15 protein-coding genes are annotated in these 17,659 nt (G+C 42.2%); all 15 read left to right on the forward strand.

The window, feature by feature from the left end; translation table 11 throughout:
• Positions 1–7 precede the first annotated feature (7 nt).
• The 15 genes from rfbC (at position 8) to ACRRSW_RS08845 (ending at position 17,658) form a co-directional block, all read left to right on the forward strand.
• A complete protein-coding gene (gene rfbC / locus ACRRSW_RS08775) occupies positions 8–553 on the forward strand; it encodes a dTDP-4-dehydrorhamnose 3,5-epimerase (RefSeq protein WP_432459131.1) in 546 nt (181 codons plus the stop codon).
• A gap of 31 nt (positions 554–584) precedes the next feature.
• The gene (gene rfbD, locus ACRRSW_RS08780; RefSeq protein WP_432459132.1) at positions 585–1,499 is read left to right on the forward strand and encodes a dTDP-4-dehydrorhamnose reductase; all 915 of its coding nucleotides are present in this window, start codon (positions 585–587) and stop codon (positions 1,497–1,499) included.
• A 51-nt stretch (positions 1,500–1,550) separates the two neighbouring features.
• Positions 1,551–2,627 carry a dTDP-glucose 4,6-dehydratase gene (gene rfbB, locus ACRRSW_RS08785; RefSeq protein ID WP_432459133.1) on the forward strand — a complete coding sequence of 359 codons (1,077 nt, stop codon included), beginning with the start codon at positions 1,551–1,553 and terminating at the stop codon, positions 2,625–2,627.
• 466 nt (positions 2,628–3,093) lie between these two features.
• On the forward strand, positions 3,094–3,999 hold the full coding sequence (gene cysD, locus ACRRSW_RS08790) for a sulfate adenylyltransferase subunit CysD (RefSeq protein ID WP_432453582.1): 906 nt from the start codon (positions 3,094–3,096) through the stop codon (positions 3,997–3,999).
• A 150-nt stretch (positions 4,000–4,149) separates the two neighbouring features.
• Complete coding sequence (gene cysN, locus ACRRSW_RS08795; protein WP_432453581.1) at positions 4,150–5,571, forward strand: sulfate adenylyltransferase subunit CysN; 1,422 nt, start codon at positions 4,150–4,152, stop codon at positions 5,569–5,571.
• On the forward strand, positions 5,571–7,301 hold the full coding sequence (locus tag ACRRSW_RS08800) for an SLC13 family permease (RefSeq protein WP_432453580.1): 1,731 nt from the start codon (positions 5,571–5,573) through the stop codon (positions 7,299–7,301). Before cysN ends, ACRRSW_RS08800 begins: the two co-directional genes overlap by 1 nt.
• A 110-nt stretch (positions 7,302–7,411) precedes the next feature.
• On the forward strand, positions 7,412–8,017 hold the full coding sequence (gene cysC, locus ACRRSW_RS08805) for an adenylyl-sulfate kinase (protein WP_432453579.1): 606 nt from the start codon (positions 7,412–7,414) through the stop codon (positions 8,015–8,017).
• Between the two features lie 88 nt (positions 8,018–8,105).
• Positions 8,106–9,080, forward strand: coding sequence for a DHH family phosphoesterase (locus ACRRSW_RS08810; RefSeq protein WP_432459134.1), 975 nt, complete (start codon positions 8,106–8,108; stop codon positions 9,078–9,080).
• A 326-nt stretch (positions 9,081–9,406) separates the two neighbouring features.
• Positions 9,407–9,862 carry an outer membrane beta-barrel protein gene (locus tag ACRRSW_RS08815; protein ID WP_432453577.1) on the forward strand — a complete coding sequence of 152 codons (456 nt, stop codon included), beginning with the start codon at positions 9,407–9,409 and terminating at the stop codon, positions 9,860–9,862.
• Between the two features lie 9 nt (positions 9,863–9,871).
• Positions 9,872–10,378, forward strand: a complete 507-nt coding sequence (rfaH, locus tag ACRRSW_RS08820) for a transcription/translation regulatory transformer protein RfaH (RefSeq protein ID WP_432459135.1) — start codon at positions 9,872–9,874, stop codon at positions 10,376–10,378.
• Positions 10,379–10,637: 259 nt separating this feature from the next.
• Positions 10,638–13,298 (forward strand): SLBB domain-containing protein, encoded by a 2,661-nt coding sequence (locus ACRRSW_RS08825; protein WP_432459136.1) that lies wholly within the window; start codon positions 10,638–10,640, stop codon positions 13,296–13,298.
• Positions 13,299–13,371: 73 nt separating this feature from the next.
• Positions 13,372–14,367, forward strand: a complete 996-nt coding sequence (locus tag ACRRSW_RS08830; protein WP_432453574.1) for a Wzz/FepE/Etk N-terminal domain-containing protein — start codon at positions 13,372–13,374, stop codon at positions 14,365–14,367.
• A gap of 45 nt (positions 14,368–14,412) precedes the next feature.
• Complete coding sequence (wecA, locus tag ACRRSW_RS08835) at positions 14,413–15,537, forward strand: UDP-N-acetylglucosamine--undecaprenyl-phosphate N-acetylglucosaminephosphotransferase (protein WP_432459137.1); 1,125 nt, start codon at positions 14,413–14,415, stop codon at positions 15,535–15,537.
• 176 nt (positions 15,538–15,713) lie between these two features.
• Entirely contained in the window at positions 15,714–16,184 is a 471-nt protein-coding gene (locus tag ACRRSW_RS08840) for a GDP-mannose mannosyl hydrolase (protein ID WP_432459138.1), read from the forward strand.
• A gap of 70 nt (positions 16,185–16,254) precedes the next feature.
• A complete protein-coding gene (locus tag ACRRSW_RS08845) occupies positions 16,255–17,658 on the forward strand; it encodes a mannose-1-phosphate guanylyltransferase/mannose-6-phosphate isomerase (RefSeq protein WP_432459139.1) in 1,404 nt (467 codons plus the stop codon).
• The last annotated feature ends 1 nt before the right edge of the window (position 17,659 follow it).

Below are 17,659 nucleotides of genomic sequence, written 5' to 3' on the forward strand. Positions count from 1 at the left end.
TGGTCAAATGAAATTTATTGAAACAGTAATCCCTGATGTGAAAATTATAGAGCCAAGTGTATTTGGTGATGAACGTGGTTTTTTTATGGAAACTTTTCGTCAAACGCTTTTTTCTGAATTTTGTACTCAGCAAGCTTTAGTGCAAGACAATCACTCCAAATCTAAACAAGGAATATTGCGGGGTTTACATTATCAAACCGAACATACCCAAGGAAAGTTAGTGCGGGTGGTCAACGGTGAAGTGTTTGATGTAGCCGTTGATATGCGAGCTAATTCAGCTACGCTTGGTCAATGGATTGGCGTGATATTATCCGCCGAGAATAAACGCCAGTTATGGGTTCCCGAAGGATTTGCACACGGTTTTTACGTGGTGAGTGCGGAAGCAGAGTTTGTTTACAAATGTACTGATTATTATGATCCCAGCTCTGAAGTGTCAGTGGCTTGGGATGACCCAGATATTGGTATACAGTGGCCCCTCGTGAATGGTTTAGCGCCATCTTTATCAGCGAAGGACCAACAGGCCATTCAATTTGTCGATGCGCCTCGTTTATAAATCAATTTACATGTCGTTTTGTGAGTAAACAATGAAAGTACTAGTTACCGGGAAGGGGGGCCAATTAGCTTGGGAATTACAGCAAGCTAAGCCTGAAGGCGTAGAGTTATTTAGCCTTGGCATTGATGAGCTGGACATTACTGATCAGTCTGCGGTTGAACTGGCATTCGCAACAATTAAACCTGATGTTGTGATCAATGCTGCGGCTTATACCGCAGTTGACTTGGCCGAGTCACATCAAGATATTGCTTACGCAGTTAACCAACAGGGGCCTCGATTTATTGCCCAAAGTTGTAAGAAAACAAACGCTTATTTACTACATGTTTCAACCGACTTTGTTTTTTCGGGTGATAAGTCGACGCCTTACTCGGTGGATGCGGTGGCGAAACCTCTTAATGTATATGGTGCATCTAAGTTAGCGGGTGATTTAGCGGTGGCAGAGGTGCTTGCGGATCAGGCCTTGATCGTACGCACTGCATGGGTGTACTCAGTGCATGGTAATAATTTTGTGAAAGGCATGCTCAAGCTGATGGAAAGCAAGTCAGAACTAGGGATTATTTACGATCAAGTCTGCACGCCAACTTGGGCCAAGGGACTTGCCTTGTGGTTATGGACCATGGTAGCGAAATTAAATAAAGATGAAAACACAGCTGGAGCTTATCAGTTGGCGGGTACAGCTAAAGGGCAAGTTTCTACTTTTCATTGGACTGATGCCGGGCTTGCGTCTTGGTATGATTTTGCGATCGCGATTCAGGAGTTAGGGCTTGAAAAAGGTTTGCTTAGTCAGGCGATCCCCATTAAGGCGATCCCAGCCAGTGCTTATCCTTTACCTGCAGTTCGCCCCTCATTTACGGTACTCAACAAAATCACAGCCGAGCAGGCTTCAGGCATAGAGACCATACATTGGCGTAAGCAATTAAGCCTCATGATGGATCAATTAGTTTAAGTATCAGAAGTATTAATCATAGATTTAGAGAAACGATTACAGTTGGATATTATGAATTCAAGAAAAATGTTGGTGACGGGTGGCGCTGGTTTTATTGGTGCTAACTTTGTGCATTATTGGTTGGTAAATCATCCTGGCGACAAAATCGTCGTATTAGATGCACTTACCTATGCAGGTAATCGCGCTAGCCTTAAACCAGTTGAAACGGATCCGAATTTTAATTTTGTACAGGGTGATATTTGCGATACGGCATTGGTTGAGTCGTTGTTGAAAGAGCATCAATTAAATACAATTGTGCATTTTGCGGCTGAATCACACGTCGATCGCTCAATTACTGGGCCGGATGCCTTTATCGAAACCAATATTATTGGCAGTTATAGTTTGCTTAAAGCCGCAAAAAAGGTATGGATAGATGAGCCTAAAAGCCAAGGTTTAGAGACCATCCCACATCGTTTTCACCATGTCAGCACTGATGAAGTATATGGCACTCTTGGGCCCAGCGATCCAGCTTTTACTGAAGAGACTCAATACGCACCAAATTCCCCTTATTCAGCCAGTAAGGCAGCTAGCGACCATTTGGTACGCGCTTATCACCATACTTACGGTTTACAGGTAACCACCTCAAACTGCTCAAATAATTATGGCCCTTATCATTTCCCTGAGAAATTAATTCCGCTAATCATTACCAATATCTTAAACAATAAGCCTTTACCTGTTTATGGCGATGGCCAGCAGATCCGTGACTGGTTGTATGTCGAAGATCATGCCAGAGGTATCGATTTGGTGTTGAACAAAGGGCGAGTAGGCGAAAACTATAACATCGGGGGCCACAACGAATGGGCTAATATAGAGATCGTGAAGTTGGTGTGCCAATTGTTAAATCAACGATTTAGCCAAAACCCAAATTTAGCTGTTCAATATCCGCAGGCTACGGCAGCCATCGCAAACAAGGCAGAAAGTTTAATTACTTTTGTTGAAGACCGAGCAGGGCATGATCAGCGCTATGCTATCGACGCTAAGAAAACTCAACAAGAATTAGCTTATGTACCTCAAGTTTCTTTTGAACAAGGAATCGATCTAACCATTGATTGGTATCTCAATGCTCAAGATTGGCTAAAGACATTGTAGTTATCTTTATTGAACCGAGAGTTCTGAATGAAATGGAACTCTCATTTGCAATTTCTGTTAGAGACAAATTTGATTTATTACGGTGATGGTATTTGCTTTATGGTGAGAGTAAATACCGTATATGTTGCTCATCAATGAGTTAGACCTAACACACTTAACTCGGTTTCTTTATCGCCACTTCCTATCACGAATTTCTAGCTTCAGTCACCAATACTCAGTTTTAGTCTTAATTTTTAAGCGATTGCGGCACTATAAACCAGAAAGAACCCCACCGATTGTATTTATTTGCTCTAAACTAAAAAGCAATCGACAGTATGTAAAATAACCTGTCGATTGCTTAGAATTCGAAGTTATTAAAAGTAGCATAATGTTATAGCAGCGTTGCTAGTAGTTGTTAGTCACATAAGTTAGTCTGATTCTGTTTTATATTCTATAACGATATAACGAACTAAGAGCTAAAGACTAAATGGAAAATTATAACTTAACTCATCTAAAAGCATTAGAAGCTGAGAGCATCCATATCATTCGCGAAGTCGCGGCTGAATTTGATAAGCCGGTGATGCTTTATTCTGTGGGTAAAGACTCTGCGGTAATGCTTCATTTAGCGCGCAAAGCTTTCTTCCCAGGCAAAATTCCCTTTCCTTTATTACATGTCGATACTAACTGGAAATTCAAAGAAATGATCCAGTTTAGAGACCAAATGGCCAAAAAATATGGCTTTGAGTTATTGGTTTTCAAAAATCCCGAAGGGCTAGAAATGGGGATCAACCCATTTGTGCATGGCAGCGCGGTTCATACCGATATCATGAAAACTCAGGGACTTAAAAAAGCCTTAGATCAATATCAGTTTGATGCCGCTTTTGGTGGTGCGCGTCGCGACGAAGAAAAATCTCGGGCAAAAGAGCGGGTTTATTCTTTCCGCGATAAAAATCACCGTTGGGATCCTAAGTCACAACGCCCCGAGTTATGGAATAGCTATAACTCAAAAGTAAATAAAGGGGAGAGTATTCGAGTATTTCCTTTATCTAACTGGACAGAGTTAGATATTTGGCAATATATCTACCTCGAAAATATCGATATCGTTCCGCTTTATTTAGCGGCTAAACGTCCGGTAGTGGAACGTGACGGTACCCTGATTATGGTTGATGATGAGCGTATGCCTGTCGAAGAGGGTGATATTCAACATAAGATGGTGCGTTTTAGAACGCTAGGCTGTTACCCCTTAACTGGTGCAGTAGAGTCAGAGGCCGATACCTTGCAAGATGTGATTCAAGAGATGCTGTTAACTAAAACTTCCGAGCGTCAGGGCAGAGTGATCGATCATGACAGCGCGGGCTCAATGGAAAAGAAAAAGATGGAAGGTTATTTTTAGCACTTGGAGACCAACCAAGCGTGATAGAAAAACTAAACCAAACAGTAGCTTGCGAGCATCGAACGACGAATATCAGAGTATTCCGTTAATATATAAATATTTTTTTGAGCTGTAAGATGCCCCGTGCTGACAGCTCGAAGTGAGGGAACCATGTCACACCAGTCAGATTTAATTGCTTCAGATATTGAAGAATATTTACAACAACATGAACAAAAGCAACTACTACGCTTATTAACTTGCGGCAGTGTAGATGACGGTAAGAGTACCTTGATTGGGCGCTTGTTACATGATTCAAAAATGATTTTTGAAGATCAATTGGCCAGTATTAAAAATGACTCGAAACGATTTAATACCACCGATGGAGAGTTTGATTTAGCACTACTGGTTGATGGTTTGCAATCAGAGCGAGAGCAAGGCATTACAATTGATGTTGCCTATCGTTATTTCTCAACGGATAAACGTAAGTTTATTATTGCCGATACCCCAGGGCATGAACAATATACCCGCAATATGGCCACTGGCGCCTCGAATTGTGAATTGGCGATCGTGATGATTGACGCACGCTACGGCGTGCAGGTTCAAACGCGGCGCCATAGTTTTATCGTTTCGTCTTTAGGTATTAAACAGGTTGTTGTTGCAATTAATAAAATGGATCTGGTTGATTTTTCTGAACAGCGATATGAAGAAATTAAAGCAGAGTATCAACAATTCGCTGAAAATCTAAAAATCGAGAACATTAAGTTTGTGCCAATTTCGGCGCTCAATGGAGACAACGTTGTCGAGCGCAGCGAGCAAAGTGCTTGGTATCATGGTGAAACTTTAATGGGCATGCTAGAAAGTGCGCCGATTAGCTCTGGTTTAAATTTCGACGATTTCCGTTTTCCCGTGCAATATGTCAATCGGCCAAATTTAGATTTTCGTGGCTTTTGCGGCACCATTAGTTCCGGTGTTGTGCGTAAGGGGGATGAAGTTACGTCATTGCCTTCGGGGAAAGTTTCCAAAGTGAAGAGCATCGTTACCTTTGATGGTGAGCTAGATGAAGCATACGCGCCGATGGCGGTAACGCTCACTTTAGAGGATGAAATTGATGCCAGCCGTGGAAATATGCTGGTTCATAGCAATAACAAGCCATGGGTTGCAAGCAGTGCCGAAGCAATGATCGTTTGGATGGCAGACGATCCTTTAATTGCCAATAAGCAATATGATTTTAAACTAGCAAGCAAAACGACCTCGGGTTCAATTGCGCAAATTGAGCACCAAATTGATGTGAATACACTGGAAGAAAAACCCGCAGTGCGCTTAGCTTTAAACGAGATCGGTGTTTGCCAAGTGCAGTTTAGTCAGCAGGTCGCATTTGACGCTTACAGTCGCGCGCATGGTACTGGTTCATTTATTATCATTGACCGAATTAGCAATGTGACCGTAGGCGCGGGGATGATCCAAGCCAAGGGCAAGCTTGAAGAACAAACGGTAAACAGTGAGTTTTCAGCTTTTGAAATCGAACTTAATGCGCTGGTTCGTAAGCATTTCCCTCATTGGGATGCGAAAGACCTTCGCGAATTGTTAAAATAATGTCGATACAAGCAATTCTAGTGCTAGTTATTTTTACTGGCACTATTGCTGCTCTGATTCGGTATCAGCAATATCCGGCTAAAATATTTGGCGGGGTTATGTTGATATTGTTTATATTAAACTTAGTTAGTTCTGAGCAAATATTGGCCAATATCGCAAATCAAGGATTGATGACGCTGGTATTGCTGATGCTTTGTTCGATCGCCTTAGAAAAAACCCGCTTATTACGCTTATTAGCGGCCTCGATTATTAAGCCTTCGTTGCGGGCAACTTGGTTGCGTCTTTTTGCAAGCACTGTGCTGTCGTCGGCTGCGCTCAATAATACTGCTGTGGTGGCTACGTTGTTGGCGCCGATCCGTAATAACCCGTACCATAGCGCTAGTAAGTTGCTGTTGCCTCTGTCTTATGCGGCGATATTAGGTGGAACTTTGACCCTCATCGGTACCTCTACCAATTTAATCGTGAACAGCTTATTACTTGAAAGCACCGGCCAAGAACTCGGATTTTTTGATTTTACATTGATTGGCCTCGCGGCTGTGGTTTGTTGCGGACTTACCTTGGCATTTTTCTCTCGTTATTTACCCGATCATCAGCGTGAGGTCGATAGTTATCAAAGCTATTTTATCGATGCCAAGATCCAACAGGACTCGGGTCTCATTGGTAAAAGTGTCGAAGATAACGGCTTAAGGCACCTCGAATCATTATTTTTGGTGGAAATCGTCCGTCAAGGGAAGTTGATTAGCCCCGTTTCTCCCAGTGAAGTGCTTAGTCAAAATGATCGTTTAATATTTAGTGGTGATGTCACCAAAGTCATGCAATTAAATCAATTCTCGGGATTACAAACTTTCGCGGATTCAAATGGTTTGTTGGGGACCAATTTAACCGAAGTCGTGATTCGGCCTGAAAGTATTTTAGTGGGTAAAAGCCTTAAAAGAATGGGGTTTCGGGCGCTATTTGATGCAGCTGTCGTGGCAATCAAGCGTGACGGCGAACAAGTGTCTGGAAAGCTTGGAGAGTTAGTCTTGCAAGCGGGTGATTTTTTAGTACTTGCTGTAGGAGACGATTTTAAATCTCGGAGCAACTTAACTAAGAATTTTATTGTAGTTAGCGGTGTTGAACCAGATACACGGCTTAATGGTTGGTCTGAGCTGATCGCGATTGCTGGCTTTGCTATCGCCGTCATCTCCGCGGCAGTTGGTGTACTGAGCCTATTTAAGGCGATGGTATTGCTGCTGGGTGGTTTATTGTTTTTTCGTTGCTTAACCCCAAGTGAGATAGTTCGACGTTTTCCTAAAGACATCTGGCTGATCGTCGCTTCTGCGCTTACTTTGTCACAAGCTTTATATAATGTTGGTCTGGTCTCTTTACTTACCGAAAGTTTTGGTCAAATCTTAAGCCCTCAGTGGGTGATGGTGACCTTAATCATTATGTACTTATTAACCTGGTTGTTTACGGAATTAGTCACCAATAATGCAGCTGCTGCTTTGATGTTTCCGGTGGCCTATGGTGTAGCAAATGCAATTGGTGCAAATCCAATGACCTTTATTATGACCGTTGCCTTTGCCGCCAGCGCTAGCTTTGTGAGCCCTTATGGTTATCAAACGAATCTCATGGTATATAACGCCGGGCGATACAATTTAAAAGATTTTGTAAAACTGGGCTTACCGGTGGCGATTGTATACGCAGTCGTGGTGATTGGCTTAGTTCCATTATTGTTTCCTTTACACTAGCAGAAGAGTGCAAAGAACTTTAGTGGATAATAAGTCATCCAAATTACAAGCTATCGCTGACTTGAGCTATTTACAGTTCGAATTTTTATTTAATATTTTTTGAGGTTGTTATGAACAATAAAAGTGAAAATGTAGTTTGGCATCATCACAGTGTAAGCCGAGATTTACGGATCACTCAAAAGGGACATAAGCCTTGTGTGCTTTGGTTTACCGGTTTAAGTGGCTCGGGTAAATCTACAGTTGCAAATGAGGTCGATTATTTATTACATCAGCGAGGTGTTCATACTTATGTGCTCGATGGTGATAATGTTCGCCATGGACTAAATGGTGACTTAGGGTTTTCAGATAAAGACCGTGTAGAAAATATTCGCCGTATTGGTGAAGTTGCCAAGCTTTTTGTCGATGCAGGGATGGTGGTTTCAACTGCGTTCATTTCGCCGTTTAAAGCAGACCGAAGTATGGTTCGTAAGCAGCTAACGGAAGGTGAGTTTTTTGAAGTGTTTATTGATACACCAATCGAAGTCTGTGAGACGCGTGATCCAAAAGGTTTATATAAGAAGGCTCGTGCAGGAGAGATAAAAAACTTTACCGGAATTAGTTCTGCCTATGAGGCTCCGGAACAAGCCGATGTACATGTGAAAACCGAGGGTAAAACGGTTGAAGAATGTGCCGCGGTGGTCATCCAAGCCTTGCTAAAAGCAGGTATCATCGACTAGGGCGTTGAATTTGCTTGAACTCCAAATAAGCAATTAATGAGCTATATTTTGTTCGCGTGTCGAAGTGCTGACTCAAGTAGAGGTTGTTGTGCGATATATCGATATTTTTAACGGTGATGCCGATGGTATTTTGGCTTTGTTGCAATTGCGCTTAGCCGAACCCCGGCAAAGTTTGTTAGTCACTGGGGTGAAGCGAGATAACCAGTTAGCTGTAAAACCACAATATGAAGAAGGGGATGTGGTCACCGTTCTTGACTTATCTTTAGAAAAAAATATTGATGGGGTTAATCGTGCACTTAAGGCCGGTGCGAGAGTACATTACGTTGACCACCATCGCCCTGGAAATATTCCGGAGCATGAGTTGTTAACCACCCAAATAGATACTAGCGTTGATGTCTGTACTGCATTATTAATCGACAAGCAACTCAATGGTCGTTTTCATTTGTGGGCGATTACTGCTGCCTATGGAGATAATTTACTTGAGGTGGCTGAGGGCTTGGCTGTCGCCCAAGGTTTAAGTCTTCAACAGAGAACGCAATTAAAAGACTTAGGTGTACTGATTAATTATAATAGTTACGGGCACTCTATTGCTGATTTGCATATTGCACCAGCAGCGCTGTATCAAGCTTTATTGGCTTATTACTCTCCTTTTGATGCGATAGCTGACCTAAGCTCGCCATATCATCGTCTAAGAATTGCCTATGCTGAGGATATGCAAAAAGCACAACTCGCCGAAGTTTATTATAAGAGCGATATCTTAAAAGTCGTTAAATTGCCTGACCAAGCATGGGCGAGACGGGTAAGTGGTGTGTTAGGAAATGATTTGGCCAACAGTGACCCTGAGCGGGCTCATATCGTACTGAGTCTGAGCTGCAGCGGTGATTTTATGGTGAGCCTACGAGCACCCAAGAATAATAAACAGGGTGCAAGTCAAATATGTAGCACATTTAAAACAGGTGGTGGCAGAGAAGCCGCTGCGGGTATTAATTGCTTACCAGCTGACAATATAGAGGCCTTACTTACCGTGACGGAACAGTTTTATGCTAGCTCAAGCGGTGAATAATTAGGCGAATTACTTGTTTGTTATTAACACATTCACTAAAAATAAGTTTGAGGCTTAAATTTATTTAATGAATTTGTAAATAGTAAGTTTGCCTTTAAAAACACTGAGGCCCCATAACTATTTGATTTAATTGTCTATATTTTTTTTCTTTAGGTTTTAGCTCAGCTTTTATTGATATTTATCGGCGGTCTGCTTTACTTTATCCCTCAATTCAGTGTGATATACTTCCCGCGATTTCAATTTGAGTTTAGGGAACGTTCTCTGTGATGTGTTTTAAAAAAACGCTTTGTTTAGTTGTTGTTAGTGTTAGCTTTTTTTGCAGCGCAATGGCAAATGCTAGCTACTATGGCGGCGCGATATTGAGTTATTCTTCGGCTGAATATACTGCCTCAGCAGGGGCGGAGAATGCAGACGGTAACCCGTTTGTTTTACAAGCTCAAGTTGGACGATTTTTTAATGATTATATCGCCTTAGAAGGTCGTTATGGTTTATCTACTGGGCGTTCTGATGGTATATCAATCGATAGTTTAGCTTCTATATTGGTAAGAGCGAATCTGCCAGTATCAGAGCAAACGGCCATGTATGCACTGGTGGGTGCTTCCTCGGCTAAACTAAACCAGCAAAATGTTGGTAGTAGTACCGAAAGTGGTACCAGTTTTGGCTTAGGCGTGCATTACGCGTTTGACTCTTCGCGTGCGATGACGATTGAGTACCTCAGTAGTTTGAATAAAGATAAAACTAAGGTCGCAGGGCTAAGCTTAGCCTTTCAGTACCGTTTCTAAACTTTCGATATGAATCAGCTACAAGCTACTTGGTACCTACTTTATTGCAAAGCGGGTCAAGAGGCTCGCGCACAATTGCACCTCGCTAATCAAGCTTACGCTTCCTATTGTCCTTATATCTGTGTAGAGCGAATTAATAAAGGAAAACTTAGACACAAACAAGAAGCGCTATTTCCTAACTATTTGTTTGTGCAACTGAATGAAGAAAGCAATTTTAACGCTGTACGCTCAACTCGAGGCGTGATTGATTTTGTTAAGGTTGGCCGAAACTATCAAGTGGTTGCTGATGGCATGATTGCTCAAATAAAAAGTAGTGAGTACGCCCACAGTCAGCCAACGATTGAGCAGGTATATCAGCCAGGGATGAAAGTAGCTGTTCAGCAAGGTGCTTTTCAATCACTTGAGGCAATTTATCAGCGAGCCGATGGTTTAGAGCGCTCGGTAATTTTGGTTCGTTTATTGAATCAGCAAGCGTCCTTAGTTGTTAACAATAGAGATATTTGTCTCGCCTGTTAATTTGATGTTGCAAAAATATAACCTAGCATGGATGGCGAATTGGGGGCCGAAACCTAAGGGCGGTAGCGTTTTTAATTTGATGTTCTATCTAAAGTACTATATTTCAACAAATCAATTTATCTGCTTAGAAAATGAGCGTATTAATCACTTTGTAAGTTTACGTAAGCAACGTAGTTGAAGTAATATGTAGCCAGTTATTATTAACGTTTTAATTTGATTGAAACTCCGCAACCTAGTTTGAGAAAGAGAATATAACGGAATGAAATTTGGACTAAAAAGTCTTATCGCGATCTGCTTGGTAGCTTGTTCACAGAATGTTTTCGCTGTAAATGTAAGCCCAGAACAGATGCAGATGCTTAAGGCGCTTCCCGCAGAGCAACAGGCGGCACTAGCGAAGCAATATGGCGTGGATGTTTCTCAACTTAATTCGTCAAATGCATCTCAGGAGGAAGTTTTGGCTGCTCCAAAACTTCCCGAAAAACGCAATACTCGGGAAGACGAAGAGCAAAATATAGCAAAAAAGAATAGTGCGGGGCAGGTTGAAGAACTACAGCGCTTTGGTTTAGACGTATTTGCGACCCAACCGGCAACTTTTGCTCCCTTAAGCAATGTGCCAGTAACCGATAATTATCGACTAGGGCCTGGTGATACCTTAGTTGTTCAATTATTTGGTAAAGAAAACAGTAAATTTGAATTTCGGGTGAATCGTTATGGCTCGATTAGTTTTCCCGAATTGGGCCCGGTTAATGTCGCGGGCTTAAGTTTTTCAGAAGTAAAAGAGTTACTCACTAAGACGATTTCGGAGAAGAAAATTGGAGTGCGCAGCAGTATCACCATGGGTGAACTGCGCAGCATCGAAGTTTTTGTGCTTGGCGAAGCCTATCAGCCGGGTAAATATTTAGTGAGTTCTTTGTCGACGATGACACATGCCTTATACGCCAGTGGAGGGGTTAATGGTAAGGGCAGTTTAAGAGATATTCGTTTACTTCGAGATGGTAAGTTAGTGAATCGTTTGGATGTGTATGATTTGCTGATTAATGGAGATACTTCTGATGACTTGCAGCTACGTTCTGGCGATGTGATTTTCATTGCCCCTTTGGGACCGACTGCGAGCATAGATGGAGAAGTTGTCCGCCCTGCAATTTATGAGCTAAATGACCATGAAACGGTAAAAGACCTTGTCTCTATGGCTGGTGGATATACAACCAAAGCTTATAAAAATTCAGTCAGTTTTGAGCGGATTACTAAAGAAGGTTTAATTGATTTAAATACCCTCGATTTAAACAACAAAACAGATTTATCTAAAAGACTGAATAATGGCGATTTTTTAACTATAGACGCTATCGTTAAACATACAAAAAATTATGTTTCAGTGAAAGGTAACGTGGTTCGGGAAGGCCGTTTTCAGTGGCGAGCAGGTATCAAAGTGTCAGACCTGTTTCCGAGCATTCATCGCAGTTTGTATCAAAGTAGTGACCTCAATTATGCCTTGGTTGTGAGGCGTAAACCGGATCAAACGATTCAAGTTCTACAAATCAATTTAGGTCTGGCGATTAGTAATAAACAATCACAAAGCAATATTGAATTAAACGCCGAAGATGAAATATTAGTCTTCACTAAATATGACCTCGCTAAGTTTGACGATGCTTTTTCCATCGCGACTAACGAAAAGGATGTATTGTCAGTTGATGCTGCCGAAATTAATGCCAAGGTAGAAGAGACCGAACAGGCGCAGAATAAAACCGTTGGTAACATCCAAGGTGATGACGGCTATGACTTTGAGCGTGCATCTCAGTTAACTCGTATACCCGTGGAGCAAATTAAAAAAGCATTTTCATCCACCCGAGAAAAGTTACTTGCACCAGTGTTAACGCTGCTGCAGGCTCAGTCATCTATTCATGATGATGCCCATCTCGTAGAAATATTTGGTGAAGTGAAATTTCCTGGCGTTTATCCAATCACGGATAAAAATACCATTAAAGACTTAATTACGGCAGCTGGCGGATTAAATAATGGTGCTTATGCGCAACATAGCGAACTTTCGCGCACTGTTGTTCGGGATGGCCATGCGAAAGTTAACGTATTGCGTTTAAATCTTAATGATGCCTTGCAAAATAATCCGGCGGATAATTTGGTGTTGCAGTCGCGTGACCGACTCAATGTATTGGCGGTTCCTAATTTACGTAAACAACGTACCGTGAATATACAAGGGGAAGTGCGTTTTCCTGGAACATACGTGATTAAACGCGGTGAGACTTTGGGGGCAGTGATTAAGCGTGCGGGAGGCTTAACCGACTACGCTCACGAAGACGGTGCGGTATTTACGCGTGAGGCGTTGCGTTTACGAGAACAAAAACAGATTGACTCCTATGCTGAGGCGATTCGCCAAGAGGTGGCGAAGAAGAGTTTACGGCAAACCGGACCCGGCAGTTTTTCTTCATCGGCATCGCCTTCCGAGCAGTTGGCTCTAATTGAAGAGATGAGTTCAACCAAGGCTTTGGGGCGAATGGTGGTTGATTTACCGGCTATTTTGGCACATGACGATTCCAAAGATTTTATGTTGGAAGATCAAGATTTACTTTATGTGCCGCAATATCGCAATACAGTCACGATTATGGGTGAAGTACAAATCTCGACATCTTATTTGTTAGACGAGAAGTATAGCTATAAAGATTATATTAATTTTGCTGGTGGGACTAAAAAACAAGCCGATGAAGATCGGGTGTTTGTGGTTAAAGCAAATGGAGCAGTCTATAAACCCGAATCAGGATTTTGGTTTAAAAACAACTCTCAAGATTTACAACCGGGTGACACAATTGTAGTCCCTATTGATACCGACTACCGTGATGCGCTAAGTATGTGGACGGCGGTAACTCAAATTATGTATCAAATAGGTGTTGCGGTTAACGTTATTAAGTAACTGTACATTATTTCGGGCCTTGGTTTGCGCTAAGGCTATTGCTTTATCTAACTTATCGGTATTTGACTTAACTATGAACAGCAGTACGCCACAGCAACATCAGCAGCGGTTTCAAGATTATCCGCCTCAGTTTCAGCAGCAAGAGGATGAAATTGACTTACGTGAGTTATTTGCTGTTATTTGGCGTGGTAAATGGCTAATTTTAGCCTGTACCACACTTTTTGCGGTGGCAGCGGTTTTTTTTGCAATTAGCCAACCCAATATTTACCGTGCAAACGCCTTGTTGGCGGCGACTAATCAAGAAAATAACAAACTCAATAGTATGGCTTCGCAGTTTGGTGGTTTGGCATCGTTGGCGGGGATTAACCTTGGCAGTGGAGGCGGAACCGATCAGACAACGCTGGCCATCGAAGTACTCAAATCCAGGCAGTTCTTTAGTGAATTTGTTAACAAATACCAAATAAAACCACAGTTGATGGCGGCCTTATCATGGGATCCAATTAGCGAGAAATTGGATTTAGATCCGGAATTGTATGACGCCGGCTCAAAGACCTGGGTGCGCGAGGCCAAACCGCCGCAACAGCCAGAACCATCCATGCAAGAAAGCCATGAGTTCTTTTTGAAGGAAATTCTGAGCGTTTCTACTGATAAAGAAACCGGTTTAATCACTCTTGCAGCGGAGCATATTTCGCCAGTGGTTGCCCAACAGTGGGTGAGTTGGTTGATTGAAGATATTAACCAAGTGATGAAACAACGTGCTCGTTTAGAAACCATGGCAAATATTAATTATTTAAAACAGCAGCTGGAAAAAACGTCGGTTGCGCAGATGCAGAGTGTTTTCTATCAATTGATTGAAGAGCAGACCAAAACGTTAATGTTAGCCGAGGCCAATGAGGACTTCGTGTTTAAAGTGATTGATCCACCTGTTGTTGCAGAAAAAAAAGTAAAACCTAAACGAGCGTTAATTTGTGTATTAGGGACCTTGTTGGGTGGAATGCTTGGTGTGATGCTGGTACTTATTCGCCATTTTTCTCGAAGCGAACAACAAAGTACAGAAAACAATGAGTAAAATACTCTTGATAGCTTTAAGCTTAAATTTCATAGGTTGGCAGGGATGAGCATCTTCGTTTTGTCTTTATTTGTAGCATTTGGTGGTACTTTTAGTGCGATTAAATTGTTAAAACCGATTGCGGTGAAACACCAGCTCGTGGATAAACCAAATGAGCGAAAATTGCACGTAGGCGCCATTCCGCTGATTGGTGGGATTGCGGTATATGTGGGTTTTGTATTGTCACTGATGGTGATTGCTCACGGCTATGATGTTTCTTTCAAGTATTTTTTACTGGCTTCTGGTGGGATCTTGTTAGTCGGAATGCTGGATGATAAATACGATTTAAGTGTACGCCTCCGGATGTTTTGTCAAGCCGTGGCTGCTAGTGTCATGATGTTTGCCAGTGGAGATAGAATTGAAAATTTAGGTAACTTACTTGCTTTTGGTGATATTCATTTAGGATGGATTTCTATCCCCTTTACTTTGTTAGCGGTTATGGGCGCGATTAATGCCTATAACATGGTGGATGGTATCGATGGTCTTGTGGGGGGCGTAACTTTTAGCAGTATGTTGTCGTTGTCTTTGCTGTTTATATTAGAAGGTTATTTGATTGAATCATGGATAGCAATGTGTTTGGTGGTATCGCTGATCCCTTATCTTATTTTTAACCTCACACGTGCCGATAACCCCAACCGTACAAAGATTTTCATGGGGGACGCGGGTTCAATGTTTGTAGGCCTGAGTGTGGTTTGGTTACTTGCCATTGGCTCTCAAGGTGAATCAGCGGCATTTAATCCAGTGACTTCACTATGGGTTATTGCGATTCCTCTGATGGATATGGCCGGAGTGATGATCCGTCGTAAACGTAAAGGCTGCTCTCCTTTTAAGCCTGACCGAGATCATCTTCACCACATTTTCATGCGTGCAGGCTTTAACTCCAAACAAACACTTATTTGTATTACTAGTTTAAGTTTTACTATTTCTATGTTTGGCGTGCTACTCAATCATCTTAACGTACCTGACTGGTTTTCTTTTGGGTTGTTTCTCGCGGTTTTTGCGGGATACTTGACGGCTTTACGTTATATTTGGCGTTTGCTAAAAGCATTTCGAAAAATAGAAGCATTTCGGCGAATGCGACGTGTGAATCAAATCAAGTTATCAAGAAGTTATAAGCACAAAAGCGTTTAGAAAAAGACAGTGCATATGGTGGTCAGCTGTTGCTGGCGAAAATCCTAAATTCGAAGAAATCAGAACATTACTAAGGCTGGTAATAAACAGCCTGCCTTAAAACGAATAAAGTGTGCCGTGGCAAGCAAGCAGGCTATGTCTGCTTTATCAAATATGATTAATAAGATAGTACAGCAATGCTTGAAGTAGAAACATTTAAAACCGTTATTCAATCGACACCGTTGGTGTCGATTGATCTTATTGTGCGTAATGCGAGCGGTCAAATACTATTAGGTAAACGCAACAATCGCCCAGCCAAAGGTTATTGGTTTGTGCCAGGCGGTCGCGTATTGAAAGACGAGCCCTTGGATACAGCATTCCCACGCTTGATGAGGCAAGAGCTTGGCTTAGATAATGCGACTTCAAGCTTTAAAGGTGTTTACCAGCATTTTTATGATGATAACTTTTCATCAGATGATTTTACTACTCACTATGTGGTGCTCGCCTACGAAATAGTGGTGCATGGCTCGTTATCCGGTTTACCTGACGAACAGCACTGCGAATATCATTGGTTCGATGAAGCTGACTTATTAAGCAATGAGTTGGTACATCGTCATACCCAGTGGTATTTTCAAGCGGATAAACGCGCCGATCAATTTTTTATGTAACGAATTTAGCGTAGACACGGTTGTTTGTGTTGAACTTAAACGAATTAATTTAGTGAATAAGGTTTATTCTATGATTACTCCAGTGATTATGGCTGGCGGCACTGGTTCGCGCTTGTGGCCATTAAGTCGTGCGCTATATCCAAAGCAGTTTTTGACCTTAACCAGTGAACATTCGATGCTCCAAGAAACGCTGGTGCGTCTGGCGGGTGTCGAGACCAATAAGCCGTTGATAATTTGTAATGAAGAACATCGCTTTATTGTGGCAGAACAATTAAGAGCGATGGAGCAGCCAGCATCAATAATTCTTGAACCGGTTGGTCGAAATACTGCGCCAGCAGTTGCAATTGCTGCCAAGGCTGTGGAAGGTGATAATGACCCCTTGCTATTGGTACTGGCCGCGGATCACGTTATTCAAGACCCTGTTGCTTTTCGTGAGGCTATCAATAATGCTATTCCCTTAGCCGAAGCTGGTAAGTTGGTCACTTTTGGCATTGTAGCCGATAAAGCGCACACGGGTTATGGCTACATTCAACGTGGGGAGTCTATCGCGGATAGCAATGGATATTTGGTCGAAAAATTCGTTGAAAAACCTGATTTAGACACGGCTACTCATTATGTGAGTAGTGGGGAGTTCTATTGGAACAGTGGCATGTTTTTATTTAAAGCTAGTCGCTATTTGGAGGTGCTTACAGCGTTTAGGCCCGATATTGCCCAAGCTTGTACTCAAGCTATGAATAATACCTCGCAAGACCAAGATTTTACCCGCCTAGATAGCGAAGCATTTGCCTTGTGCCCCGATGAATCTATTGATTACGCGGTGATGGAGCAGACTAAAGATGCAGTCGTGATGCCTTTAGATGCAGGTTGGAATGATATAGGGTCGTGGTCTTCGTTGTGGGAAGTGAACGCAAAAGATGACAATGGCAATGTTTGCATTGGCGATATCATAACTCATGATACAAGCAACTGCTTAGTGCATGGCGGTGACCGTCTTATAGCTACCGTTGGGCTAAACGATATGGTAGTTATAGATACTAAAGACGCATTACTAGTAGCCGATAAATCCCGAGTACAAGAAGTTAAAACGATCGTTGAACGACTAAAGTTGGATAAACGCAGTGAATTTGAAAACCATCGTGAAGTTTACCGACCTTGGGGAAAATATGACTCTATTGGTATTGGTGCTCGCGATCAAGTTAAACGTATTACGGTAAAGCCTGGTGGCAAGTTGTCGATTCAAAAACACTATCACCGTGCAGAGCATTGGATTGTGGTATCGGGGACTGCGAGTGTACTGCGAGGCGAAGAAACGCAATTGGTGACTGAAAACCAATCTATTTATATTCCCTTGGGTACCGTTCATGCCTTAGAAAACCCAGGAAAGATCCCCTTAGAAATGATTGAAGTGCAAACTGGTAGTTATCTTGGAGAAGATGACATTGTTCGCTTCGAAGATAAGTATGGCCGAGTATAAG

The organism is Agarivorans sp. QJM3NY_25 (assembly GCF_050870875.2).
In the GTDB taxonomy this organism is placed as follows: domain Bacteria; phylum Pseudomonadota; class Gammaproteobacteria; order Enterobacterales; family Celerinatantimonadaceae; genus Agarivorans.